This is a genomic window from Pseudomonas sp. LFS044 (genome assembly GCF_047978245.1).
GTDB lineage: Bacteria > Pseudomonadota > Gammaproteobacteria > Pseudomonadales > Pseudomonadaceae > Aquipseudomonas.
This window is the reverse complement of the sequence record NZ_JBFPFX010000031.1, coordinates 1-23,527: the sequence shown is the minus strand read 5'-3', so window position 1 is coordinate 23,527 and position 23,527 is coordinate 1. Positions and strand designations below refer to the sequence as shown.

Genomic DNA, 23,527 nt, shown 5'->3' with positions numbered 1-23,527 from the left:
GATACACATTTTGTCCGGGTGAATCGTTCACCCGCTGCATTTGCTGATAGGGTTGAGCGGTCTTTGATCGGCTCCCCGAGAGGAAGGATCGGAACGTGATTGGACGTTTGCGCGGCACCCTGGCGGAAAAGCAACCGCCGCACCTGATTATCGACGTGAATGGCGTGGGCTACGAGCTGGAAGTCCCCATGACCACCTTGTACCGCCTGCCCAGGCTGGGCGAGACCGTCACCGTGCACACCCATCTGGTGGTGCGTGAAGATGCTCACCTGCTGTACGGTTTCCACGAAAAGCGCGAGCGCGAATTGTTCCGCGAACTCATTCGCCTGAATGGCGTGGGCCCGAAGCTGGCGCTGGCCTTGATGTCGGGCCTCGAAGCCGACGAACTGGTGCGTTGCGTGCAGGCCCAGGACACGTCGGCACTGGTCCGTGTGCCCGGCGTTGGCAAGAAGACCGCCGAGCGCCTGCTGGTCGAGCTGAAGGACCGCTTCAAGGCGTGGGAAACCTCGCCAGCCATGTTCACCTTGGTCTCCGACGGCCCAGTGCCGGTCAGTGGCGCCTCCACGGCCGAGGCCGATGCGGTCAGTGCACTGGTGTCCCTGGGCTACAAGCCGCAGGAAGCCAGCAAGGCAGTATCCGCGATCAAGGACAAGGCAGGCCTGAGCAGTGAAGAGCTGATCCGCCGCAGCCTGAAAGGGATGATTACCAAGTGATCGAAGCCGACCGCCTGATCGCCGCCAGTGGCCGCGACCGTGAAGAAGTCCAGGACCGCGCGATCCGCCCGCTGCGCCTGGACGAATACATTGGCCAGCCGGTGGTGCGCGAGCAGATGGCGCTGTTCATCCAGGCTGCCCGCGGTCGCAACGAATCGCTCGACCACACGCTGATCTTCGGCCCGCCCGGCCTGGGCAAGACCACCCTGGCCAACATCATTGCCCAGGAGATGGGGGTATCGGTCAAGAGCACCTCGGGGCCGATTCTCGAGCGCCCGGGCGACCTGGCGGCCATGCTCACCAACCTCGAGCCGCATGACGTGCTGTTCATCGACGAAATCCACCGGCTGTCGCCGGTTGTCGAAGAGGTGCTGTACCCGGCCATGGAGGACTTCCAGCTCGACATCATGATCGGCGAAGGCCCGGCCGCCCGTTCGATCAAGCTCGACCTGCCGCCCTTTACCCTGGTCGGTGCCACCACCCGCGCCGGCATGCTGACCAACCCGCTGCGTGACCGTTTCGGTATCGTCCAGCGCCTGGAGTTCTACAGCGACAAGGACCTGGCGACCATCGTCAGCCGGTCCGCCCACATTCTGGGGCTGGTCATCGAGGACCTGGGTGCCTACGAGATCGCCCGTCGCGCCCGGGGTACGCCGCGTATCGCCAACCGGTTGCTGCGCCGTGTACGTGACTACGCCGAAGTGCGCGGCAAGGGGCAGATCACCAAGGCCGTGGCCGACATGGCGCTCAACCTGCTGGACGTCGACGAGCGTGGTTTCGACCATTCCGACCGCCGCCTGCTGCTGACCATTCAGATGAGGCCCAGCGCCGCGGCGTAGGTGGCAGCCAGCGTCTTGTTCGGCGCGTCGAACTTCTTCTGGATGTTCTTGTGGTGGAAGTTCACCGTGCTCTCGGAAATGCTCAGGATGATGGCGATTTCCCCGGAGCTCTTGCCGTCGGCGGTCCATTGCAGGATCTCGCGTTCGCGATGGCTCAGGCAGACCGGGTTGGACATCAGCATCGGATGCTCCAGGTCGGTCAGCTTCTGGGTCAGCAACTCGATCATGCAACGCAGCCGCAGGCGGATTTCCTCGCGCTCGAAGCTGGAGATGTTCTGCTGGTCGCGCGCCACGGAAAGCACGCTGAGCAAATTGTTCGGCGCGCGGATCGGCAGGGTCGCGCCGACACAGAGGCCCCAATCGCGAGCCTCGTTCCAGAGCATCCGGCTCTGGTCGAACAGGCTGTCGCTCCAGACCACCATTTCCGAGGAGCGCAGGCCGTTGAGGATCGCCGGATCCACGGCCCCGTAGTTCTGCATCTGGTATCGCTCCAGCCAGGCCTTGGGATAGGTGCCATGGACCTCGGTCTTCGGCCGGGTGAAGGGAATCGTGTGGCGCACGCCATAGGCGTAGTAATCGAAGCCCAGGCGCCGCACTTCCTTTTCCAGGACGGCGAACACGCCCTGGCTGTCGTGGATCGGCTGCATCTCGCTACGCAAACCGTCCCACCACAGCAAAAAGCCTCCGTCATTCCTCATGATCGAAAAGTTCGACGGTGGCCCGGTGGGCGTGGACAACCTGGCGGCAGCGATCAGCGAGGAACGCCATACCATCGAGGATGTGCTCGAGCCGTACCTGATTCAGCAGGGCTACATCATGCGCACCCCTCGCGGGCGCGTGGTCACCCGGCACGCCTACCTGCACTTTGGCCTGAATGTTCCCGGCCGCCTGGGTGAGGGGGCAGATTTTTCCGAAGCAGGCGATGAATGACAGATCGAAACCCGCTTTTCGTGGTCCTACCGCTGGCATGCCCCAGGGTTGCTGGCAATAAGACATTAATGAAGAAAAAACAGTTGCCGCAGCGGATTGGCAAGCTGAGGAGTAAGCACTAGAGTATGCGCGCGCAAAATGGCCTGGAATCTTTCGCACACCGTTGTCGCGTCTATTACGAGGATACCGACGCCGGTGGCGTGGTGTATTACGTCAACTACCTGAAATTCATGGAGCGCGCGCGCACCGAGCGGCTGCGACACCTGGGGTTTTCCCAGCAGCAGCTGGCCGGCGAGAACCTGTTGTTCGTCGTCCATTCCAGCGAGGCGCGCTATCACGCGCCGGCGCGGCTGGACGATGAGCTGCGGGTAACCGCGCAAGTACTTGAACTCAATCGCGCCAGCCTGCGTTTCGTACAGCAGGTCTGGCGGGAAAAGGATGAAACACTGCTCTGCGAGGGGCAGTTCCTGGTGGCCGCCGTGCGCGCCGACACTTTCAAACCCCGAGCCATACCCCCCCAGCTGCGCGACGCCTTTATGGCGGACGGCTCGGGTACTCAATCGAATGCAGGAGAATAAGCGTGGAAGCTAACGTCGTCGACCATACCTCCATGTGGAGTCTGGTCAGCAATGCCAGCGTGGTGGTACAGCTGGTAATGCTGATCCTCGTGGCCGCCTCGGTCACCTCATGGATCATGATCTTCCAGCGCAGCACCATGCTGCGCGCCGGTCGTCGTGCGCTGGATGCCTTTGAAGAGCGCTTCTGGTCGGGCATCGACCTGTCGAAGCTGTATCGTCAGGCAGGCAGCAACCCTGACCCGGATTCGGGCGTGGAGCAGGTCTTCCGTGCCGGCTTCAAAGAGTTCTCGCGTCTGCGTCAGCAGCCGGGCGTGGACCCGGACGCAGTCATGGAAGGCGTAGGCCGCGCCATGCGCGTGGCTATCTCGCGTGAGGAAGAAAAGCTCGAGCAGAGCCTGCCGTTCCTTGCCACCGTCGGTTCGACCAGCCCGTACATCGGCCTGTTCGGTACCGTATGGGGCATCATGAACTCCTTCCGCGGCCTGGCCAGTGCTCAGCAGGCCACCCTGGCCACCGTTGCCCCGGGTATAGCCGAAGCGCTGATCGCCACCGCCATCGGCCTGTTCGCGGCAATCCCGGCGGTCATCGCCTACAACCGTTTCGCCGCACGCAGTGAAGTGCTGATCGGTCGTTACTACACCTTCGCCGACGAGTTCCAGGCGATCCTGCACCGCAAAGTGCACACCAGCGAAGAGTAATCAGGTAGAAGCCCATGGCCCGAGTTCGCCACAAACGCAAGCCGGTCGCCGAGATGAACGTGGTGCCCTACATCGACGTGATGCTGGTACTGCTGGTCATCTTCATGGTGACGGCCCCCATGCTCAACCAGGGCGTGAAGGTCGACCTGCCCAAGGTTTCCAGCGAAGCCTTGCCGCAGGACAACAACGTCCAGATCCTTACCATCTCCATCAAGGCCGACAAGACCTATTACTGGAACCTCGGCAGCGAAGTCGACACCGACAAGCAGATGGACAAGGCCATGACCTTGCCCGACATGACCAACGCGGTGACCAAGATCATTGCCGCCGGTCGCGACCAGGGCAAGCAGACCCAGGTCTTCATTCGTGGCGACAAGGCTGTCGACTACGGCGCCGTCATGGGCGCCATGGGCGGGTTGCAGAAGGCCGGTGTCGGTAACGTTGGCCTGATTACCGAGGCGCCCTGATGCAACAGCGAGAGCCATCCGCCTCGGAAAGCTACTTCTGGCCCAGTGTCTGGGCCATCGGCCTGCATGTACTGGTGTTCGCAATGCTGTTCGTCAGTTTTGCCATGACGCCAGAATTGCCGCCTTCCAAGCCGATCGTTCAGGCTACTCTGTATCAGCTCAAGTCCAAGAGCCAGGCGACTACCCAGACCAATCAGAAGATTGCCGGGGAAGCGAAGAAAACCGCCTCGCGCCAGACGGAAGTCGAGCAGCTGGAGCAGAAGAAGGTCGAGCAGGAAGCCGTGAAGGCTGCGGAACAAAAGAAAGCCGACGCCGCTCAAAAGGCCGAGGAGGCCCGCGAAGCTGCCGAGGCTAAAAAAGCCGAGGAAGCTGCCAAGGCCACCGAGGCCAAAAAAGCCGCCGAAGCCAAGAAGGCTGACGAAGCGAAGAAGGCGGCTGAAAAGCAGCAGGCCGACATCGCCAAGAAAAAGGCTGAGGAAGAGGCCAAGAAACAGGCCGACGAAGAAGCCAAGAAACAAGCCGCCGAGGACGCCAAGAAAAAGGCGGCCGAAGAGGCCAAGAAGAAAGCAGCCGAAGACGCCAAGAAAAAAGCGGCGGCCGAGGATGCGAAGAAGAAGGCAGCTGAAGAGGCCAAGAAAAAGGCCGCGGCAGATGCCCAGAAGAAGAAGGCACAGGAAGCGGCCCGCAAGTCGGCGGAAGACAAAAAAGCCCAGGCCCTGGCCGAGCTGTTGTCTGACACCACCGAGCGGCAGCAGGCCCTGGCCGACGAGCAAGGTGACCAGGTGGCCGGCGATTTCGACGACCTGATCCGTATGCGCGCGGCTGAAGGCTGGGCGCGTCCACCTTCCGCGCGTAAAGGCATGACGGTAGTCCTGCAGGTCAACATGCTGCCGGATGGCACCATTACCAATGTCAGTGTGTTGCGCTCCAGTGGCGACGGCCCGTTTGACAGTTCGGCGGTGGCAGCAATGAAGAACATCGGTCGTCTGACCGAAATGCAGGGTATGAAGCCGAGCGATTTCAACAGGTATCGTTCGTTCAAGATGACATTTACTCCTGAGGATCTAGCGTTGTGATTACTCTCCTTCGAGGACTGCTGGTCATGCTGTGCTGCGTGGCAGGCATGGCCATGGCAGACGAAAAGAACATCCTGGTCACCAGCGGCAGCGATCGGGCCACGCCCATCGCGGTGGTGCCGTTCGGTGTGCAGGGTGGCAGCGTGCTGCCAGAAGACATGGCCGATATCATCGGTAACGACCTGCGCAACTCCGGCTACTACTCGCCGATCCCGCGGCAGAACATGATCAGCCAGCCTTCCCAGGCCAGCGAAGTCATCTTCCGTGACTGGAAAGCCCTGGGCGCCCAGTATGTGATGGTCGGCAGCATCACCCCGTCGGGTGGCCGCCTGCAGGTGCAGTACGCGCTGTTCAACGTCGCCACCGAGCAGCAAGTGCTGACCGGTAGCGTCGCTGGCACCGCCGACCAGCTGCGCGACATGTCGCACTATATTGCCGACCAGTCGTTCGAGAAGCTCACCGGCATCAAGGGTGCGTTCTCCACCCGCATGCTGTACGTGACTGCCGAGCGCTTCTCGACCAACAACACCCGCTACACCCTGCAGCGTTCGGACTACGACGGTGCGCGCGCAGTGACCCTGCTGCAGTCGCGCGAGCCGATCCTGTCGCCGCGCTTCGCGCCGGATGGCAAGCGTATCGCCTATGTCTCGTTCGAGCAGAAGCGCCCGCGCATCTTCGTTCAGCACATCGATACCGGTCGCCGCGAGCAGGTCACCAACTTCGAAGGCCTGAACGGTGCGCCGGCCTGGTCGCCTGACGGTTCGCGCCTGGCGTTCGTGCTGTCGAAAGACGGCAACCCGGACATCTATGTCATGAACGTGGCCTCGCGCCAGATCAGCCGTGTCACTGCCGGCCCGGGTATCAATACCGAACCGTTCTGGGGCAAGGATGGCAACACCCTGTACTTCACCTCCGACCGTGGCGGCAAGCCGCAGATCTACAAACAGTCGGTCAGCGGTGGTAGTGCAGAGCGCGTGACTTTCGTCGGTAACTACAACGCCAACCCGAAACTGTCGGCGGACGAAAAGACCCTGGTAATGATCCATCGCCAGCAAGGTTTCACCAACTTCAAAGTGGCGGCACAGGACTTGCAGCGCGGAAGTGTAAAGATTCTCACGGAAACAAGTCTTGATGAGTCTCCCACTGTTGCGCCAAACGGCACCATGCTAATCTACGCCACCCGCCAGCAGGGCCGGGGAGTCTTGATGCTCGTGTCGCTTAATGGCCGCGTGAGGCTCCCACTTCCTACCGCTCAAGGCGAAGTCAGAGAACCGTCCTGGTCCCCTTACCTGAACTGATTGCGGCGTAATACGTTTTGCTTAACACACTGGGGTTTCATTAGGAGTTTCACGATGGAAATGCTGAAGTTTGGTAAATTTGCTGCGCTGGCTCTGGCCATGGCTGTAGCTGTAGGTTGCTCCTCGAAGGGCGGTGACAATGCTGGTGAAGGCGCTGTTGACCCGAACGCTGGCTACGGTGCCAACACTGGCGCTGTCGATGGCTCCCTGAGCGAAGAAGCCGCCCTGCGCGCAATCACCACCTTCTACTTCGAATACGACAGCTCGGACCTGAAGCCAGAAGCCATGCGCGCTCTGGACGTTCACGCCAAGGACCTGAAGTCCAACGGCAACCGTGTTGTTCTGGAAGGCAACACTGACGAGCGCGGCACCCGCGAGTACAACATGGCTCTGGGTGAGCGTCGTGCCAAAGCCGTTCAGCGTTACCTGGTTCTGCAGGGCGTTTCCCCTGCTCAGCTGGAACTGGTCTCCTACGGCGAAGAGCGTCCAGTTGCCACCGGCAACGACGAGCAGTCCTGGGCTCAGAACCGTCGCGTAGAACTGCGTAAGTAAGTTCCCATGCGAATGTGCCGTCGTGTTGTAACCGTCCTCGCACTCAGCCTTCCGCTTTCAGCGTGGGCTGCGGTTCCTGTAGTAGATGACAACGCAGGTGGGTATCCACCTTCGGGTTATGGCACGAGCGGCGCCTATGCCGGGGCAGGGGCTTCGACCCCTGCCTCAGCACAGGGCCAGCTGTTCATGCAGCTGCAACAGATGCAGGACCAGCTTTCCCGCCAGCAAGGCATCATCGAAGAGCTGCAAAACGATGTGTCGCGCATGAAGCAGGAAAACCTGGAGCGATACCAGGACCTGGACCGTCGCATCAACAGTGGTGGCGCGCCTGCCGCGACCCCCGACAATTCCTCCACCGGTGGTGCACCCGATGCCGCCGCCGGTGCAGCAGCAGGCGCCGCTGGCGCTGCTGCGCAACAACCGGCCGCCAACAGCGAACCGGGCGATCCGGCGAAAGAGAAGCTCTATTACGACGCGGCTTTCGACCTGATCAAGCAGAAGGACTTCGACAAGGCCAGCCAGGCGTTCAACGCCTTCCTGCGCAAGTACCCAAACAGCCAGTACGCCGGCAACGCGCAGTACTGGCTGGGTGAAGTGAACCTGGCCAAGGGCGACCTGCCAGCCGCCAGCCAGGCCTTTGCCCAGGTCAGCCAGAAGTACCCGAAACACAGCAAGGTGCCGGATTCGCTGTACAAGCTGGCCGATGTCGAGCGCCGTATGGGCCACACCGACAAGGTCAAGGGCATCCTGCAGCAGGTCATCACCCAGTACCCCGGCACCTCTGCCGCGCAACTGGCGCAACGCGACCTGCAGAAGCTCTAAGCAGCACCGTTCGAAAGAAACCCGCGCCAGTCGCGGGTTTTTTCGTTAGAATCACTGCCCTTTTCTTAAACACGCTGCCGCGGATAACGCCATGTCGAGTCCGCGACAGTGCCTGACGGAGGCGGACAGCCTGTTCAGCTGTCTCGCCCGTGGCGATCATGCAAGACACATTACGCATCACCGAAGTCTTTTACTCTTTGCAGGGTGAAACACGAACGGCTGGGCTGCCCACGGTATTCGTGCGCCTGACCGGTTGCCCCCTGCGCTGCCAGTACTGCGACAGTGCCTATGCCTTCACAGGCGGCACTATCCGCACCCTCGATTCGATCATGGAGCAGGTGGCTGGCTTCAAGCCCCGCTACGTCTGCGTGACGGGTGGCGAGCCGCTGGCCCAGCCCAATGCCTTGCCGCTGCTGCAGCGCCTGTGCGATGCCGGTTACGAGGTTTCGCTGGAAACCAGTGGTGCCCTGGATATCTCGGCCACCGATGTGCGCGTCAGCCGTGTGGTCGACCTCAAGACCCCAGGGTCCGAAGAGTCCCACCGCAACCGCTACGAGAACATCGAGCAGCTGACCCGCAATGACCAGGTCAAGTTCGTCATCTGTTCGCGCGAGGACTATGACTGGGCCGTCTCCAAGCTGATCCAGTACAACCTGGCCGAGCGCGCCGGTGAGGTGCTGTTTTCGCCAAGTCATCACCAGGTAAGCGCAAGCGACTTGGCCGACTGGATCGTTGCCGACAACCTGCCCGTGCGTTTCCAGCTGCAGCTGCACAAGCTGCTGTGGAACGACGAACCCGGACGTTGATTGAGAGTAAAAGCACATGACTGAGAAACGCGCGGTAATCCTGCTGTCTGGCGGCCTCGATTCGGCCACCGTCGTAGCCATGGCCAAGGCCGAAGGCTACAGCTGCTACACCATGAGCTTCGACTATGGCCAGCGCCACCGTGCCGAGCTGGACGCCGCCGCACGCGTCGCCCGCGACCTGGGCGTGGTCGAGCATAAGGTGATCGGCCTGAACCTCGATGGTATCGGCGGCTCGGCCCTGACCGACAGCAGCATCGATGTGCCGGAAACCCCAGGTGAGGGCATCCCGGTAACCTACGTGCCGGCACGCAACACGGTATTCCTGTCCCTGGCCCTGGGCTGGGCAGAAGTGCTGGAAGCCCGTGACATCTTCATCGGGGTCAATGCCGTCGACTATTCCGGCTACCCGGATTGCCGCCCGGAGTTCGTCGAGGCGTTCGAGCGCATGGCAAACCTTGCGACCAAGGCCGGTGTCGAGGGGCAGGGCTTCCGTATCCAGGCACCCTTGCAGAACCTGAGCAAGGCGCAGATCGTGCAAGCCGGGCTGGCCCGTGGCGTGGACTACAGCCTGACCGTTTCGTGCTACCAGGCCGATGATCAAGGCCGCGCCTGCGGCAAGTGTGACAGCTGCCGCTTGCGCGCTGACGGCTTCAAGGCCGCCGGCGTAGACGACCCGACGCGTTATTTTTGAAAAAAGTTTTGATGGGGTGTTGATTTCTCGTTAGAAATCAGTATTATACGCGCCATCCAGCGGGTCGTTAGCTCAGTTGGTAGAGCAGTTGGCTTTTAACCAATTGGTCGTAGGTTCGAATCCTACACGACCCACCATATACAGCGGTTCGTATGTACTACTAAGGCAATGCCGTTCACTGCCAATCTAGTCGTGCTGCCGTCTGGAGCGAACCTTAGGCGCGCTTCAGAGTGATGTAACTATGAAATAGCCCGCAGCCGTCACTGGTTTGCGGGCTTTTTCGTTGGTCTAATCAATTAAACCGCCTTGCGGTACCAGAGTTCTGCCCGCTCGTGGCGGTCCCGGACAGATGCCTTTGCAAAACAGCTTTGTAGCTGAAGCAGACCATTCATTTACCGCCACAGTCAGCCCTACCGGCTCGGCATCCTCCCAAATGAATTTCATGAAGGTGAGGCGCCAGCTCCACCTATGCGATCCGGTGATGTTTGGAGGTGGCGCAATGTCCATCAGCGCACTGGGTCGGAAGAAGCCTCTGAGCGGCTGCATGGATTCCAAGGCCAGCCTATAAGGGGCTAGGTCCAACCCATCCCTAGTCGTGTAGGAGCCCAGTTGTAGGAGCGCAAATCTGCTCAACTAAGTTTCAATGATATACGTAGTAAAAAATGGTTAGCGCGGTGAGCAGCACGATGTGGATGCCTAACATGCTCACCAACAATCGTCTCATGTTGGGCGGGAAACGTTTAACTTCATTAAAGTCAATTAAACCTCTGCGCAGAAAGATCCTGGGTATGGCCAGTACCAGAGAGACCGACCCCGTGCGCATGACTTTGCCCAGTAAACCTGCATGCTGGAATATTTTTTTATTGCCGGTCACGTACGTACAATTCGTAAGAAAAGACTCAAAGCGCTCAGTATATCTATGTGCGATATAACACTGCACGATCATAGCCAGAATCATAGGCGCAAGGATCAGCAGCGCAATCAACCCAGGGTCAACTCCATTCACTCCGAGACCTCACGATATAAGTAATCACCCACCATCTCACCACCCCAGCCCCCAATGTCACCGAAGATTTTGCCGCCTACTGCACCGCCTATCACAGCACAAGCCAGTGCTCCTGGGCCGCCTGTACTCACCCCCAGAACAACTACGCAAATACCAGTCCCTGCTGTACCTCCCGCGTACCCTCCGAGGCTTCCGCCCCCCAGGCTACCCATCAATGAAGAGCTTTCAACATACTTGGCGCGGCGGCACTGGTCCTCTCGGCCCATTGTGCAGGCTTTATGAATCGACAAGCCTGTGGCTGCTACATCCAGCGCAGTACCGATGTACGTGCCTTTCTTGACCAGAGTGGATGCCTTGGCAACACCTGATACCTTGTCGGCATAGCCGGCGATCTCGCCCGTGTGGAGGTAACTGCGGGTCGAGATGCCCAATGCCTGCTTTACCTTTCCTTGGTTACGTAACCCTGAACCGTACGCGGCGATGTTTCTCAACTGCTTTTCGAGCTTCATGAACAAAGCGGTGCGCTTGGCATAAAACGCGTCGCGGGCACTCAAGGTGCCAGAGCCGAGGTTCAATTGTATTGTGAACAATTGGTCGTAGGTTCGAATCCTACACGACCCACCATACGCAACAAGTCAAAGCCCGCTACCGGAAACGGTGGCGGGCTTTGTCGTTCTGGGTTGGCAGAACGTGCGGCCTGGGTCACTCCGGTTTGTTGGTTCCCAATTCAAATTGGGCGTAGTCCCAGGATTCACCCTCTTTCCCCCAGCTCACCACCAGGCTGTCGCCATTGCCATAGTTGACCGTGTCGACTTCAACGAAGTAGCCAAAGAGTGAAGCCCCACCGCTGACCTGTTGCAGTTCCTCTTCGCCAAGCGTTCGAATTGCATGCGTCGTGCAGTTCATGCCTTGTGCCCTCTCGGTAATCAGCCATTGGCCGATCAGCAGCCCACGTTGACTTCGACGTAGTTGTAGGAGCCCCCTTCCTCGCCCCAGCTCACATGGACCTTTTCGCCGTCGCCATAATTGACCAGGTCGACGTCCACGTAATAGCCAAAGGCTGACAGGCCACCACTGACTTGATCCAGTTCCTGTTCATTCAACGCGCGCAGGGCACTCGATGCGGTGTTCATGATTGCGTCCTCGTTCCAGTTTTGTTGTTCCGTCATTGGGAGCCCAGGCGATGGGCTCGGGGAATCATGTGGACGGACAGTACAAAGGGGCAATAGAACGGGTGGCCTAATGTCCAGGTGCCACTGTCCGGTGCGCAGCTCGGCTAGCACATCTGTACTAGTGTTAGCGCAGGCCAGCTTGTTTAGGCTGGCGGTGCTTCGCAGCCGGATCTGCAGCGAGGCCACTTCGCATCTGCCAGCACCGTAGGCCAGGGAATGCTATTTCGAAAGGAAGCACTGCAATCAGGGGCGCAGAAGGACCTGGGCAGCGTCATTTTGATATCGCCGCCATCGTTGCGGGTGGCCAGTGCCTGCGCGCTGCTGTTTTGTGTGGTGCTGGTGCTGTTCCTGACGTTTGCCAGTTATACCCGGCGCGAAGCCGTGACTGGGGTGCTGGTGCCCGAGGGCGGCCTGATCAAGGTGTTCGCACCCCAGGTCGGGGTGGTGCAGGGTTTGCTGGTCAGTGATGGCCAGCACGTCCAGGCTGGGGCGACCTTGCTGACGCTGGTCAGCGATACCCAAAGCGGCGACGCTGGCGCCAACCAGGTTGCCATCAGCCGCCTGATCGCGCGGCGCAACAGCAGCCTGGCTGACGAGATAGCCGAGACCCGCGTGCTCCACCAGCAGGAGCGTGAGGGCAAGCAGCGCCGCCTGAGCATGCTGCAGGGCGAGCAGGAAAAGGTTACCGCGCAGATCGCGCTGACGCGCCAGCGCCTGGCGTTGGCGCAAGGCATCGCCGAACGGTATGCCGAATTGCAACGTCAGGACTTTGTCTCGCGTGACCTGCTGCAGGCCAAGCAGGACGCCGTGCTGGAAGTGCGCCTGCGCGCCGAGGAGCTGCACCGCTCACTGCTGGCACTGCGCAACGACAGCGCTGCAGTGCGCGCCGAACTCGCCGAGCTTCCCTACAACCAGACCAAACAGCTGGCCGACCTCGAGCGCCGGTTGATCGACAGCGAAAGCAACCTGCTCGAGAGCGAGGTCAAGCGCCAGGTGGTGATTACCGCGCCAGCTGCCGGTGAGGTGACGGCCATGGGCGTGGTCAATGGTTCACGCGCCGATGTCAGCCGCCCGCTGTTCAGCCTGGTGCCGCAAGACAGCCCGCTCTATGCCGAGCTGTACGTACCAAGCCGTTCGGCGGGCTTCGTGCGCCCGGGGCATGAAGTGTTGCTGCGTTACCAGGCCTACCCCTACCAGCACTTCGGCCTCGCCCGCGGCACCGTTGCCTCGGTGTCGCGCAGTGCGTTGCCGGCCGACGAGATCATGACCGTGGGCGCCGCCACCGATGCCTTGCGCGAGCAAGGGCCGTTATATCGGGTCAAGGTCGCACTCGACCGGCAAAGCCTGTTTGCCAGGGGCAGGGAAGAGCGGTTGCGCTCTGGCATGCAGCTGGACGCCGACATCATGCTGGAAAACCTGCCGCTCTACGAATGGCTGCTCGAACCCTTGCGCGGCATAGGAAAACGCCTGTGACCATCTCCCAGTCCCTGAGCTTCGGCATGGGCCGCAAGCTGCCTGTGATGCTTCAGGTCGAGGCCGCAGAGTGCGGCCAGGCCTGCCTGGCGATGATCGCCGCTTACCATGGCCAGGTGCATGACATGCATTCCCTGCGGCACAAGCTGTCGCCGTCAATGAAGGGCGCAACGCTCAAGCAACTGATGGCCATGGCTGGCCAGCTGGGCCTGGCCACGCGGCCGCTGCGCCTGGAGCTGGAGGCGCTGGCGCAGCTACGGTTGCCCTGCATCCTGCATTGGGAGTTCAACCACTTCGTCGTGCTCAAGGAGGTCGGCCCACGCGGCGTGGTGCTGCACGACCCGGCCCGGGGCATACGCAAGCTGAGCCTTGCCGAGGTGTCGGCGTCGTTTACCGGTATTGCCCTGGAGCTTTGGCCACACAGTGACTTTCAGCCAGGCGAAGTGAAAAGCCAGGTTTCCCTGCGCCGGCTGCTGGGTAAGGTCCAGGGCTTTGGCGGGGTGCTCGGGCACGTGCTGTTGCTGGGCATGGCGCTGGAGCTGTGCATGATCCTTGCGCCGTTCTTTCTGCAAACAGTCATCGACAAGGTACTGGTCAGCGCCGACCTCGACCTGCTGGCGGTGCTGGCGCTGGGCTTCGGCCTGCTGCTGGTTGCCCAGCAGGTGTTGTCGCTGGGCCGCTCCTGGGCGCTCATGTACCTCGGCACGCTACTCGGCAGCCAGTGGCAGATCAATGTCTTCAACCACCTGGTGCGCCTGCCGGTGGCGTACTTCGAACGGCGGCACCTGGGCGACATCATTTCGCGTTTCGGCTCGCTCAAGGCCATCCAGCGCACACTGACCACCTCATTCATCGAAGCGTTGCTCGATGGGCTGATGACTGTGGTAACGCTGGTGTTGATGTTCGTCTACAGCCCGCCGCTGGCGATGATCGCGGTTACCGCCATGGTGCTTTATGCGCTGGCGCGCTGGGCCTGGTTCGGGCCGTTGCGGCGGGCCAGCGAAGACGAACTGGTGCGCGCCGCCAAGCAGCAAAGTTACTTCCTCGAGACGATGCGTGGCGTGCGTACGCTCAAGCTGTTCGCCCACCAGGAGCAACGTGCCACTGCCTGGAGCGGCTTGCTGGTGGACGAAATCAATGCCGGCCTGCAGCCGCAGAAGCTGCAGTTGCTGTACCGCACCTTCAATGGCCTGCTGTTCGGCAGCGTCACGCTGCTGGTGCTCTGGCTCGGTGCCAGGCAGGTGATCGACGGCGTGTTCAGTGCTGGCATGCTGATCGCCTTCAATGCCTACAAGGACCAGTTCAACAGCCGCGTCGCCGGCCTTATCGACAAGCTGGTGGATGTGATCATGCTGCGCCTGCATGGCGAGCGGCTGGCGGATATCGTGCTGGAAACAGCAGAGCCACAATCGGCGCCGGCATTGGTGCCTGTCACGGACCGGGTGCCGCGCCTGGAAGTGCGCCAGCTCAGGTTCCGCTATTCCGATCACGAGCCCTGGGTACTCGACGGGGTGTCCCTGGTGATCGAGCCGGGCGAGTCGGTGGCCATCGTCGGGCCTTCAGGCTGCGGCAAGACCACGTTGCTCAATGTGATGCTTGGCATTTTGCCCCCTGTCGACGGGCAGGTGCTGCTGGACGGCGAGCCGATCGATGCGTCGACCGTCGACCGGCTGCGGCGTATCAGTGCCACGGTGTTGCAGGACGATGTGCTGTTTGCAGGTTCGATCGGCGACAACATCAGCTTTTTCGCCAACGATGCCGACCAGGCCTGGGTCGAGCAGTGCGCCCGCATGGCAGCGGTGCATGACGATGTCGCGCGCATGCCCATGGGTTACAACACCCTGGTCGGCGACATGGGCACGGTGCTGTCGGGTGGGCAGAAGCAGCGCATCCTGCTGGCCCGTGCGCTGTACCGGCGGCCGCGGCTGTTGTTTCTCGACGAGGCGACCAGCCACCTGGACATCCAGCGCGAAGCTGCGGTCAACCATGCGCTGCAGGCGTTGAACATCACCCGGGTGATCGTTGCCCATCGGCCGGACACCATACGTTCGGCGCAGCGCGTGCTGGTATTGGCCGATGGCCGGGTGACGAGTGACAGCCGTGAGCCGGGCGCCGCGCCATGATCAGGCGATGGGCGCTGGCAGCCGGGCTTGCCCTACTGAGCATGCACTGCGTGGCCGAGCAGCCACTTCAGGCCTGCCCCGGCCCATTGCGCCCTGATGAAGCGCTGGCACTGGCGCGGGCCGTGGCCATGGCGCTGTGCGCCGACCCTGAGGTCGCGGCAGCCTGGCGCACGCAATTGAGCAGCCAGGCCAGCATGGATGCCGAGCGCTCGGCGTACTGGCCCACTTTGCAAGGCGTGGCCAGCAGCGGCAGGGCCAACCGCAAGACGCGCTACGACGGTTTTCCCGAGGCAGACTCCAGCCTGAATGCCCGTACCAGCGGCTACGGCCTGAGCCTCAACTGGGTGCTGTATGACTTCGGCTTGCGCGAGGCGAGGGTGGAAAGCGCCCGGCAACTGTTGAACGCAGCCAGCAGCAGCCGGGTGGAGAAGATCCAGGCGGTGGTGCTCAATACCAGCAAGGCGTTCTACCAGGTGCAGGCCAACCGCGCGTTGCTGCAGGCGCGGCAGAGCATCGAAGCCTTGGCGGCAGACAGCCTGCGGGTCACCACGGCCAAGCACCAGGCGGGCGCAGGCGAGCAGGCCGACCGCCTGCAGGCGCAGACCACCTACGAGCAGGCCCAGCTTGAACGGGTGCTGGCCGAAGGCGACCTGGCCACTGCCGAGGGCGCGCTGGCGAGCGCGGTCAACCTCTCGCCATCGGCGCGGCTGCGGCTGGAGGCGCTGGATGAACCGAACGGCGAGGAGCAACGCTTCATGCAGAGCGTGGATGCACTGATGGAGCAGGCGCGGCAAACCCATCCGTCCGTTGAAACAGCGCGTGCCCAGTGGTCATCCAGCCTGGCCAGGGCAGAGGCGGAGCGGGCCCAGGGGCGCCCGACGGTATCGCTGTACAGCAATTACCGGCATGACGACACACCGGTCGACCAAGTGGCTTCACGCCAACAGATCGAAACCTGGACGGTCGGTGTGCAGGTCAGCGTACCGATATTCGACGGCTTTCTCTCCCGGCGCCGAGCGCGTGCCGCCGAGGAGGAGGCCGGGGCGCGTGAACAGGACGTGCGCACCGCCGAGCGGACCATTGCCCTGAGTGTCTGGCGCAGCCGTCAGGCCCTGGCGGCGCGGACCCAGGCGTTGTCCATCAGCCGGCGCCTGGTCGCCAGTGCCAGCCAGTCGCACCGGGTGGCGTTGGGGCGCTACAAGGCTGGCGTCGGCAGCATCATCGAGCTGCTCAATGCCCAGAACGACCTGGCCGCCGCGCAGCAGCGGCGGGTCGGGTCGGTGGTGGACTGGTACACCGCCCGGCTGCAGCTGGCCGCCGACCTGGGCGAGCTGGGCCGGTAGGTCACTGCGCCCAGGCCGGGTCGCCGGTGAAGACCACGGTGATCCAGCGGTCCGGGCCCTCGCCGCCGACCGCATCGCCAATCTCGTCGCGCAGGGCGTCCCAGTGCGCGATGGACCGCGCGGGCATGTCGGTCGGCACGATGAAGTACAGCTCGATCTCCCGCGAGCGCCCAACCTTGGCCACGTAGGCCTTGTACGACTGCAGGCCGTGCTTGAGGACGAACTGCTGGGCGACGTTATCGACGTGCTGCTTGAGGTCGTTGGGGGTCACCAGGAAGATTTCCGACATGGCCTGGCGCACCACCGACAGCGGCAGCGGAATGATCACCAGGCACACCAGCGCCAGCACCGCCGGGTCGATGTACGGCGACACCCATTCCCACTGCGTACCCTGCACGGCAAAGCCGAAGCAGAAGGCGATCAGCAAGGCCGCGGTGATGCTGGCCGACATCACCCAGCCCTTGACGTCCATGCGCACGAAGTCCGAGTTCAGCTTGCGGTTGGCGCGGGCCTCGACCACGGCGATGGTCGCGCAGGCGATCACGGTCAGTACCGCGTACACCATGGCAATCCCGAACTCCAGGTGGCGGCCGCCTTCGAGCACGCTGCTGACGGCGTTGATCAGGGCGTAGAGGGCAACGCCGCTGAGCAGGATGCCGTTGAGGGCGAGCACCATCGGCTCGAGGTGCCAGAAGCCCATGGTGAAGCGCTCGCGCAGCTTGCGCGACAGTTGCAGGCTGGTGGCGTGCGAGGTGATCAGCTTGACCACCACCAGCGACAGGCCGCTCATGCTGGCATCGACCAGCGAGTAGACGCCGTCGAAGATGATCGAGAACGAACCGGAGGCCAGGCCGAAGGCGATGCCGATGGTGGCGATGAACAGGGTGACGGCAATCGAGGTGCGTAGCAGGCCCTGTTCGCTGGTGACGTCGAAGAAGGGTGATTTGTTTGGTCTATCCATGGGTAAAACTCTTTCTAAAGGTGGGTTGACTGTACTGGCCCTATCGCCGGCAAGCCGGCTCCCACAGGTACAGCGCCGGCCTTGAAGGCTGTGGTTTCCTGCGGGAGATTACCCAGCCCTCCGGGCTGCGCTGTCGCGCAGAGAACAAAGCCCGCGAGCGCGCCGCATACCCTGTAGGAGCGGCTTCAGCCGCGAAGCAGGCGCCGCGGTGGATGGCACCGGCTTCGCCGGTGTTCGCGGCTGCAGCCGCTCCTACAGGATCCCCGGCAAATCAGTAAGTTAGCGTTTGTTCTATGAGAGCCGGCCTGCCGGCGATAGGCCAGTGCAGCCTAGACGCGAAACTGCTCCATCAATGCTTGCTGCTGGTTGGCCAGCCGGTTCAGCGCCTGGCTGATACGTGCCGACTCATCCGCCTGGCCCGACAGCGATTCTGTCACATCACGAATGCCGGCCACGTTACGGTTCACTTCTTCAGCCACCGCGCTCTGCTCTTCGGCCGCCGAAGCGATCTGCAGGTTCATGTCGCTGATCACCGCCACCGCTTCTGCGATCCGCTGCAGCGCCGGCAGCGCCTGCTCCATGCGTGTTGCGCTGGCCTGTGCCTGGCGCTGGCCTTCATGCATCGCACCCACCACATCCTGGGTGCCTTGCTGCAGGCCTTCGATCACCTGGCGAATCTCTTCCACCGACACCTGGGTGCGCTGCGCCAGGCTGCGTACCTCGTCGGCGACCACGGCAAAACCACGCCCGGCTTCACCTGCGCGGGCGGCTTCGATGGCGGCATTGAGTGCCAGCAAGTTGGTCTGCTCGGCAATCGCACGGATGACCTCGAGCACCGAACCGATCTGCTCGCTGCGGTTTTCCAGGGCGCGGGCCTCGTCCATGGCGGCATTCATCCCCACCGCCAGGTTGTCGATGGCCTGGCGGGTACTGGCGATCAACTGCAGGCCCTCACGGCTGGCCTGGTCGGCGCCCCGTGCGGCCTGGGCCGCTTGCGCCGCGTTATGGGCGACATCCTGGGCGGTAGCGCTCATCTCGTTGGCGGCCGTGGCAACCTGTTCGATCTCACGCTGTTGCTGCTGCATGCCGTTGCTGGTCTGGCTGGCAATGGCTGCAGACTGGTCGGCGGTGCCGCGGGCTTCATGCAGCGAACCTTTGACCTGGGCGATCACCGGTTGCAGCTTGTCGAGGAAGCGGTTGAACCAGCCGCTCAGCTGGCCCAGTTCGTCCTGACGGGCGTAGTCCAGGCGGCGGGTCAGGTCACCTTCGCCGCTGGCGATGTCTTCAAGGCGTGCGGCCACGGCCAGGATCGGCCGGGTTACCCCGCGCGCGGTCAGCCAGACCAGCAGCAGGCCAACCACGGCAGCGCCCAGGCCGATCAGCAGGCTGGTCAGGTTGGCGCCCTGGTTGTGTTCGTCGAGGCGCTGGTTCAGGGCCGCGGCCGGCGCTTGCAGCACGGCCTCCGGCAGCTCCAGCAGCACCTGCCAGGGCGCCGCGCCGGGGATTGGCGCGAACGGGCGGCCGACACGCAGCAGGCCCTTCGCCACGTCGTTGGCCAGTGGCCTGGCCAGCTTGCTGGCATCGCGGCTGTGCCCGGCGAGCAGGCCGCTGTTGCTGACGATGCTGACCTCGCCCTGGCCGTCGAACAGTTCCTGACGCCCCTCCAGGCTCAGTTGCTGCAGGTTGTCCAGGCCGATATCCAGGCCGACCACGCCCACCACCTTGCCGTTTTCCAGCAGGGGCAGGGCGATGCTGGTCATCAGTACCTGGCGGCCATTGACCTCGTCGAGGTACGGCTCCAGCACGCAGGCCTTGGCGGTTTCCTGCGGGCAGGTCAGCCAGCGGTTCTGTGCCGCACCGTTGGCGCCAACCGTGCTGTCGGCGAGCATCGACTCAGGCATCGCCTCGCGCTCCAGGGTGCCTGGGGAGGGTTGCGACCAGTACAGCGAGAAGCGCCCGCTGTCGTTGCTGCCCAGGGCTTGCTGGGCGACGAACTGGCTGTCCTGCTGGTCCAGCGCGTTTTGCTGAAACACCAGGTACAGGCCGATCACATCCGGGTTGCCGGCCAGGCTGGCGCGGGCCTGGCGGGTCAGTTCGGCACGCAGGTCATCGCCGCCGTGCGCCTTGAGCACTTGCACCAGGCGGGCAAAACCGTTGGCGTACTGGTAGGCGTCCATGAAGTAGCGCTGGATACGCAGTGTCTGGGTTTCGGCATGGGCCTGCAGGCGCAGGCGCGCGCTGTGTTCGAGCATTTCGCTGTTGGCCTGGCTGACCAGGGCTGCACTGCGCTGCGCCTGGGCCAGCGAGGTGGCCACCAGCAGGGCGACGATGGCCAGCAGGCAGAGGCCGGCGAGCAGGGTGATCTTCCACTGGATGGAGAGGCGACGCAGCGGCATGTGGGCTTTTCCTTTTCGATCATGAACAACGCCCGCGTTCAGGCGCGGGCGTTGTCGGCAGCAAGGGTCATTCTGAGGCGGTCATTCAGCGACATACTTCGGTGGCGCGGCGGTGAAGGCTTTGGTCAGCCAAGCCAGGTACGCCACGCCCAGCGCCGCCCAGATACCACCGAACATCAGTGAATGCTCGTTCAGGTCAAGCCACAGCGAGACGATGATGCAAAAGCCGATGGTCGGCAGCACCAGGTACTTCAGCTTGTTCATCAGGCCCCGGCGATTGCCTTCACGCAGGTAGCAATGGTTGATCACCGACAAGTTGACGAAGCTGAACGCCACCAGTGCACCGAAGTTGATGATCGAGGTGGCGGTGACCAGGTCGAAGAAGATCGCCGACAGCGAAATCAGCCCGACGACCGCAATGTTCATCACCGGGGTTTTGTAACGCGGGTGCAGGCGGGCAAAGATGCCGGCCGGGATTACCTTGTCGCGGCCCATCACGTACAGCAGGCGCGACACGCTGGTCTGCGAGGCCAGGCCCGACGCGATGGTGTTGATCACGGTGCAGGCAATGAAGACCGACTGGAACAGCTTGCCCCCCACATACAGGGCGATTTCCGGCAGGGCGGCTTCCTGGTCGTGGAAGCGCGACATGGTCGGGAAGTAAGCCTGGATGAAGTACGACACGGTGATGAACACCAGGCCGCCGATCAGTGCAGTAAGGAAGATCGCCCGTGGGATGGTCTTGCTCGGGTCGCGGGTTTCTTCCGACAGGCAGGTGACCGCGTCGAAGCCCAGGAACGAGAAGCACAGGATGGTCGCACCGGCCGCCAGGGCGCTCAGTTGGGTCTGGCCGTCGCCGAACGGTTGCAGGCTCCACGCCGTGCCCAGGCCTTCACCATGGTCCAGGCCGCGCACGCACAGGTAGATGAACACGGCGATGATCGCCACCTGCACCGCCACGAACAGCAAGTTGAAGTGCGCGACCAGGTTGACGCTGCGCATGTTGATCAGGCTGATCAGCGTGACGAAGGCGGCTACCCAGATCCACGCCGGCACTTCGGGGAACATCGCCGACAGGTACAGTTTTGCCAGCAGGGCATTGACCATCGGCAGCAGCAGGTAATCGAGCAGCGACGACCAGCCGACCAGGAAACCCACATGCGGGTTGATCGCGCGCTGGGTGTAGGTGTAGGCCGAGCCGGACTGCGGGAAGCGGCGCACCAGGGTGCCATAGCTCACTGCAGTGAACAGGATGCCGGCCAGCGCCAGCAGGTACGCGCTGGGCACGTGGCCTGCGGTAATCCCGGAAACGATGCCGAAGGTGTCGAACACGGTCATCGGCGTCAGGTAGGCGAGGCCGATGATGATCACGTGCCAGAGGCGCAGGGTTTTACGGAGTTGGCCGTTGCCGGTGGCGCTGTGATCAGGCTGCATGCTGGCATGGCTCCTGCTGTTGAGCGTGAACGGCGGGCGAGGGGGTATGCGCATGCGACGAGGGCGAGCGGGTGGGCTCCATGTGTTCACCTGTATTTTATTGTTGGAGCAGAGATAGGCGCAGGCGATGCGCCGCTGTCGAGCTGGCAGAGCCTGGGCTAGGAAGGTGGAGCGTGCGGGCAGGGGCGGTGAGGCATCATGTCGGCGCGTCTGTTCTTCTTCGTGGAGTGGCGCTGGGCAAGGTGGTGAAAATAAAAAACGATGGGTAGGTGGGTGTCAAGTTAAACATGACAAGATGTTACTAAATTGAAATATTTATCGATTTAAAGGTCGTTTTGTTCGCTTTATGCGCGGTTTTTTGCGGTTTCGATCGATGCGAATGTTCGTAAAATTTTACGAATAGGGCGTTTCGTCGTTGCGTGTCGGATGCTTCCTAAATATGCGAATTCGCCTCGGTGGCGAGCACTTGGCCAAGGCGGGGGTGATACTATTTTGCACCCGCGCGGCCGGCTGGCTGCCCACCCTCCCATATGGACATCAATCGGTTCAATTCATGAAGAAATCAGTAGGCATCCTCTCCGGCCTGGCCATCGCCATCGCCGTCGTCACCACCGCTGGCGCCTGGTACACCGGCAAGCAACTGCCTGCGCAGCTGGAGCAATCCGTCGGCCGTGCCAATGCCCAGCTGAAGAAGGCCCTGGTCGGTGTGGGTGGCAACATGACCATCGAAGTGGCCTCGCTGGAGCAGCATTTCTTCAGCAGCACTGCGCACTACCGCGTCAAAGCCAGCGACATCCACTTGTCCGATGGCCAGACGGTCAACTTCGAGGTGGGCGTCACCGACCAGATCGAGCACGGCCCATTCCCCTGGTCGCGGGTCAAGGCGTTCAAGCTGATGCCGGTGCTGGCGGCCAGTAACAGTGCGCTGGACAAGGACGACTTCACCGCGCCGTGGTTCGCCGCAGCGGGCGACAAGGCCCCGATTACCTCGCAGACCAGCCTGGGCTTTGGCGGCAATGTCGATGGCAATATCCTGGTTGCGCCGGTCAAGCTGACCGAGGACAACGGCAGCACCCTTGATTTCTCGGGTATGCGCCTGGCGATAAGCGGCGACAACGAAGGCAAGGCGTCGAAGTTCCAGGGGACTGCCGACCGCTTCGAGATGAAGCTGGTGGGCGAAGATCACCCCCCGGCCACATTCGAGTTGAAGGGCCTTGAAGTCGGCGGCAACCTGGCATCCACCCAGCACGACGCGATCTATGTCGGTAATGTGGATCTGCACTTGGCCGAAGCCAAGGTCACGCTCGGGCCCAAGCAGCAGGTGCTGCTGCTCAAGGGCCTGGAGCAAAACGCGCTGCAAGCGCTGGACGGCCCCGACACCGTGGGCGGGCGCGTGGATTACAAGGTGGCGGACATCACCTGGGATGGCCGCGCGGTAGGCAGCGGGCAGATGGCGGTGAGCATCAAGTCGATCAACGCCCCGGCCCTGCAATCGCTGTCGCAGTGGTACCAGGCGCATATGCCGGAGTTCCAGCAAGCCGCCGCTGCCGGCCAGCCGTTGCCGGAAATCCAGATGGGTGAAGCGGAGAAGGCCAAGTTCCAGGGCGACCTGAAGCAACTGCTGGCGTCCAAGCCGCAGGTGGCGGTGGAGAACCTGTCGTTCAAGACGGCCAATGGCGAGAGCCGCTTCAACCTGTCGATGGACTTTGCCAGCCCGACGTCCTTCGACCTGCCGCCAGACCAGTTGAGCAAGCAGCTGATTACCCAGGTGAAGAGCAAGCTGTCGTTGTCCAAGCCGATGATCGGTGACCTGGCGACCTTGCAGGCCCTGCTGGAAGGCCAGAGCGATGCCCAGGCGATTGCCATGCAGTCCAGCCAGGCCGGTGAGATGGTCGGCATGATGGCGCTGCAGAGCGGCATGGCCACGGTGCAGGGTGATGATGTGGTGTCGAGCCTGCACTATGCCGATGGCATGGTCGACTTCAACGGCAAGAAGATGACCGTCGAGGAGTTCGCCATGATCCTGGCTGCGCACTTTGCTGCGATGCAGCCGCAGGGCTGATTGATCGAGCCTGTACCGGCCTCATCGCCGGCAAGCCGGCTCCTGCAGGTACAACACTGCCCTTGAGAATGGTGTAGTACCTGTGGG

At 62.3% G+C, this 23,527-nt stretch carries 20 protein-coding genes, 1 tRNA gene and 4 pseudogenes; 17 read left to right on the top strand and 8 right to left on the bottom strand.

Annotated elements, in window-relative coordinates:
- Positions 1-95: 95 nt before the first annotated feature.
- Together ruvA and ruvB are read left to right on the top strand one after the other, a co-directional pair.
- The gene (gene ruvA / locus ACNQPL_RS22170; protein ID WP_387528581.1) at positions 96-713 is read left to right on the top strand and encodes a Holliday junction branch migration protein RuvA; all 618 of its coding nucleotides are present in this window, start codon (positions 96-98) and stop codon (positions 711-713) included.
- Positions 710-1,525 (top strand): annotated as a pseudogene (ruvB, locus tag ACNQPL_RS22165) (Holliday junction branch migration DNA helicase RuvB); the annotation flags it as partial. The gene ruvA and the pseudogene ruvB, both read left to right, overlap by 4 nt.
- Here ruvB and rhlR read toward each other — a convergent pair.
- The gene (rhlR, locus tag ACNQPL_RS22160; RefSeq protein WP_347063173.1) at positions 1,525-2,250 is read right to left on the bottom strand and encodes a transcriptional regulator RhlR; all 726 of its coding nucleotides are present in this window, start codon (positions 2,248-2,250) and stop codon (positions 1,525-1,527) included. The pseudogene ruvB and the gene rhlR sit on opposite strands and share 1 nt — an antisense overlap.
- Between rhlR and ACNQPL_RS22155 the strand changes: the two are divergent.
- The 11 genes and pseudogenes from ACNQPL_RS22155 to ACNQPL_RS22105 form a co-directional block, all read left to right on the top strand.
- Positions 2,249-2,482: pseudogene (locus tag ACNQPL_RS22155) on the top strand (Holliday junction DNA helicase RuvB C-terminal domain-containing protein); the annotation flags it as partial. The gene rhlR and the pseudogene ACNQPL_RS22155 overlap by 2 nt on opposite strands.
- Positions 2,483-2,607: 125 nt before the next feature.
- Complete coding sequence (ybgC, locus tag ACNQPL_RS22150) at positions 2,608-3,060, top strand: tol-pal system-associated acyl-CoA thioesterase (RefSeq protein ID WP_387528584.1); 453 nt, start codon at positions 2,608-2,610, stop codon at positions 3,058-3,060.
- A gap of 2 nt (positions 3,061-3,062) precedes the next feature.
- Positions 3,063-3,758, top strand: coding sequence for a protein TolQ (gene tolQ / locus ACNQPL_RS22145; protein ID WP_008090219.1), 696 nt, complete (start codon positions 3,063-3,065; stop codon positions 3,756-3,758).
- 14 nt (positions 3,759-3,772) lie between these two features.
- Positions 3,773-4,225: a protein TolR gene (gene tolR / locus ACNQPL_RS22140; protein ID WP_012273765.1), complete on the top strand. Its 453-nt coding sequence runs from the start codon at positions 3,773-3,775 to the stop codon at positions 4,223-4,225.
- Positions 4,225-5,301, top strand: a complete 1,077-nt coding sequence (gene tolA / locus ACNQPL_RS22135; RefSeq protein WP_346611733.1) for a cell envelope integrity protein TolA — start codon at positions 4,225-4,227, stop codon at positions 5,299-5,301. The genes tolR and tolA overlap by 1 nt, the downstream gene beginning before the upstream one ends.
- Positions 5,298-6,599: a Tol-Pal system beta propeller repeat protein TolB gene (gene tolB / locus ACNQPL_RS22130; protein ID WP_346611732.1), complete on the top strand. Its 1,302-nt coding sequence runs from the start codon at positions 5,298-5,300 to the stop codon at positions 6,597-6,599. The genes tolA and tolB overlap by 4 nt, the downstream gene beginning before the upstream one ends.
- A gap of 54 nt (positions 6,600-6,653) precedes the next feature.
- Positions 6,654-7,151, top strand: coding sequence for a peptidoglycan-associated lipoprotein Pal (gene pal, locus ACNQPL_RS22125; RefSeq protein WP_008090230.1), 498 nt, complete (start codon positions 6,654-6,656; stop codon positions 7,149-7,151).
- 6 nt (positions 7,152-7,157) lie between these two features.
- Positions 7,158-7,973, top strand: coding sequence for a tol-pal system protein YbgF (ybgF, locus tag ACNQPL_RS22120; RefSeq protein WP_346611731.1), 816 nt, complete (start codon positions 7,158-7,160; stop codon positions 7,971-7,973).
- Between the two features lie 158 nt (positions 7,974-8,131).
- Positions 8,132-8,779 carry a 7-carboxy-7-deazaguanine synthase QueE gene (gene queE, locus ACNQPL_RS22115; protein WP_416467923.1) on the top strand — a complete coding sequence of 216 codons (648 nt, stop codon included), beginning with the start codon at positions 8,132-8,134 and terminating at the stop codon, positions 8,777-8,779.
- A gap of 16 nt (positions 8,780-8,795) precedes the next feature.
- On the top strand, positions 8,796-9,470 hold the full coding sequence (gene queC, locus ACNQPL_RS22110; RefSeq protein ID WP_387528599.1) for a 7-cyano-7-deazaguanine synthase QueC: 675 nt from the start codon (positions 8,796-8,798) through the stop codon (positions 9,468-9,470).
- Positions 9,471-9,531: 61 nt separating this feature from the next.
- Positions 9,532-9,607, top strand: a tRNA-Lys gene (locus ACNQPL_RS22105).
- 865 nt (positions 9,608-10,472) lie between these two features.
- On the opposite strand, the pseudogene ACNQPL_RS22100 reads toward ACNQPL_RS22105, so the two are convergent.
- The 3 genes and pseudogenes from ACNQPL_RS22100 to ACNQPL_RS22090 all read right to left on the bottom strand — a co-directional run.
- Positions 10,473-11,048: pseudogene (locus tag ACNQPL_RS22100) on the bottom strand (hypothetical protein); the annotation flags it as partial.
- Positions 11,049-11,178: 130 nt separating this feature from the next.
- Entirely contained in the window at positions 11,179-11,382 is a 204-nt protein-coding gene (locus tag ACNQPL_RS22095) for a hypothetical protein (RefSeq protein WP_416467922.1), read from the bottom strand.
- 35 nt (positions 11,383-11,417) lie between these two features.
- Positions 11,418-11,609 (bottom strand): hypothetical protein, encoded by a 192-nt coding sequence (locus ACNQPL_RS22090; RefSeq protein WP_416467921.1) that lies wholly within the window; start codon positions 11,607-11,609, stop codon positions 11,418-11,420.
- Between the two features lie 255 nt (positions 11,610-11,864).
- Between ACNQPL_RS22090 and ACNQPL_RS22085 the strand changes: the two genes are divergently transcribed.
- From ACNQPL_RS22085 to ACNQPL_RS22075, 3 genes are read left to right on the top strand one after another with little or no spacing between them, the layout of a single operon-like run.
- Positions 11,865-13,121, top strand: a complete 1,257-nt coding sequence (locus ACNQPL_RS22085) for an HlyD family secretion protein (RefSeq protein ID WP_346611726.1) — start codon at positions 11,865-11,867, stop codon at positions 13,119-13,121.
- Entirely contained in the window at positions 13,118-15,244 is a 2,127-nt protein-coding gene (locus ACNQPL_RS22080) for a peptidase domain-containing ABC transporter (RefSeq protein ID WP_346611725.1), read from the top strand. The genes ACNQPL_RS22085 and ACNQPL_RS22080 overlap by 4 nt, the downstream gene beginning before the upstream one ends.
- On the top strand, positions 15,241-16,587 hold the full coding sequence (locus ACNQPL_RS22075; RefSeq protein ID WP_416467920.1) for a TolC family protein: 1,347 nt from the start codon (positions 15,241-15,243) through the stop codon (positions 16,585-16,587). Before ACNQPL_RS22080 ends, ACNQPL_RS22075 begins: the two co-directional genes overlap by 4 nt.
- 1 nt (position 16,588) lies before the next feature.
- Here ACNQPL_RS22075 and ACNQPL_RS22070 read toward each other — a convergent pair whose 3' ends face one another.
- The 4 genes and pseudogenes from ACNQPL_RS22070 to ACNQPL_RS22055 all read right to left on the bottom strand — a co-directional run bounded on the left by ACNQPL_RS22070 (position 16,589) and on the right by ACNQPL_RS22055 (position 21,378).
- The gene (locus tag ACNQPL_RS22070) at positions 16,589-17,548 is read right to left on the bottom strand and encodes a cation diffusion facilitator family transporter (protein WP_416467919.1); all 960 of its coding nucleotides are present in this window, start codon (positions 17,546-17,548) and stop codon (positions 16,589-16,591) included.
- Positions 17,549-17,877: 329 nt separating this feature from the next.
- A complete protein-coding gene (locus ACNQPL_RS22065) occupies positions 17,878-18,633 on the bottom strand; it encodes a methyl-accepting chemotaxis protein (protein ID WP_387528831.1) in 756 nt (251 codons plus the stop codon).
- A 102-nt stretch (positions 18,634-18,735) separates the two neighbouring features.
- Positions 18,736-19,725: pseudogene (locus tag ACNQPL_RS22060) on the bottom strand (HAMP domain-containing protein); the annotation flags it as partial.
- 300 nt (positions 19,726-20,025) lie between these two features.
- A complete protein-coding gene (locus ACNQPL_RS22055) occupies positions 20,026-21,378 on the bottom strand; it encodes an APC family permease (protein ID WP_416467918.1) in 1,353 nt (450 codons plus the stop codon).
- A gap of 553 nt (positions 21,379-21,931) precedes the next feature.
- Here ACNQPL_RS22055 and ACNQPL_RS22050 point away from each other — a divergent pair.
- Positions 21,932-23,440, top strand: a complete 1,509-nt coding sequence (locus ACNQPL_RS22050) for a YdgA family protein (RefSeq protein ID WP_416467917.1) — start codon at positions 21,932-21,934, stop codon at positions 23,438-23,440.
- Positions 23,441-23,527: the final 87 nt, after the last annotated feature.

Bases quoted from the DNA above. Each gene is read 5' to 3' on its own strand.
- ybgC (WP_387528584.1), top strand. From the start codon at position 2,608: ATGCGCGCGCAAAATGGCCTGGAATCTTTCGCACACCGTTGTCGCGTC.
- queC (WP_387528599.1), top strand. From the start codon at position 8,796: ATGACTGAGAAACGCGCGGTAATCCTGCTGTCTGGCGGCCTCGATTCG.
- tolR (WP_012273765.1), top strand. From the start codon at position 3,773: ATGGCCCGAGTTCGCCACAAACGCAAGCCGGTCGCCGAGATGAACGTG.
- rhlR (WP_347063173.1), bottom strand. From the start codon at position 2,250: ATGAGGAATGACGGAGGCTTTTTGCTGTGGTGGGACGGTTTGCGTAGC.
- ACNQPL_RS22085 (WP_346611726.1), top strand. From the start codon at position 11,865: ATGCTATTTCGAAAGGAAGCACTGCAATCAGGGGCGCAGAAGGACCTG.
- ACNQPL_RS22090 (WP_416467921.1), bottom strand. From the start codon at position 11,609: ATGAACACCGCATCGAGTGCCCTGCGCGCGTTGAATGAACAGGAACTG.
- ACNQPL_RS22065 (WP_387528831.1), bottom strand. From the start codon at position 18,633: ATGCAGCAGCAACAGCGTGAGATCGAACAGGTTGCCACGGCCGCCAAC.
- tolA (WP_346611733.1), top strand. From the start codon at position 4,225: ATGCAACAGCGAGAGCCATCCGCCTCGGAAAGCTACTTCTGGCCCAGT.
- ybgF (WP_346611731.1), top strand. From the start codon at position 7,158: ATGCGAATGTGCCGTCGTGTTGTAACCGTCCTCGCACTCAGCCTTCCG.
- ACNQPL_RS22075 (WP_416467920.1), top strand. From the start codon at position 15,241: ATGATCAGGCGATGGGCGCTGGCAGCCGGGCTTGCCCTACTGAGCATG.
- ACNQPL_RS22095 (WP_416467922.1), bottom strand. From the start codon at position 11,382: ATGAACTGCACGACGCATGCAATTCGAACGCTTGGCGAAGAGGAACTG.
- queE (WP_416467923.1), top strand. From the start codon at position 8,132: ATGCAAGACACATTACGCATCACCGAAGTCTTTTACTCTTTGCAGGGT.
- pal (WP_008090230.1), top strand. From the start codon at position 6,654: ATGGAAATGCTGAAGTTTGGTAAATTTGCTGCGCTGGCTCTGGCCATG.
- ACNQPL_RS22050 (WP_416467917.1), top strand. From the start codon at position 21,932: ATGAAGAAATCAGTAGGCATCCTCTCCGGCCTGGCCATCGCCATCGCC.
- ACNQPL_RS22055 (WP_416467918.1), bottom strand. From the start codon at position 21,378: ATGCAGCCTGATCACAGCGCCACCGGCAACGGCCAACTCCGTAAAACC.
- ACNQPL_RS22070 (WP_416467919.1), bottom strand. From the start codon at position 17,548: ATGGATAGACCAAACAAATCACCCTTCTTCGACGTCACCAGCGAACAG.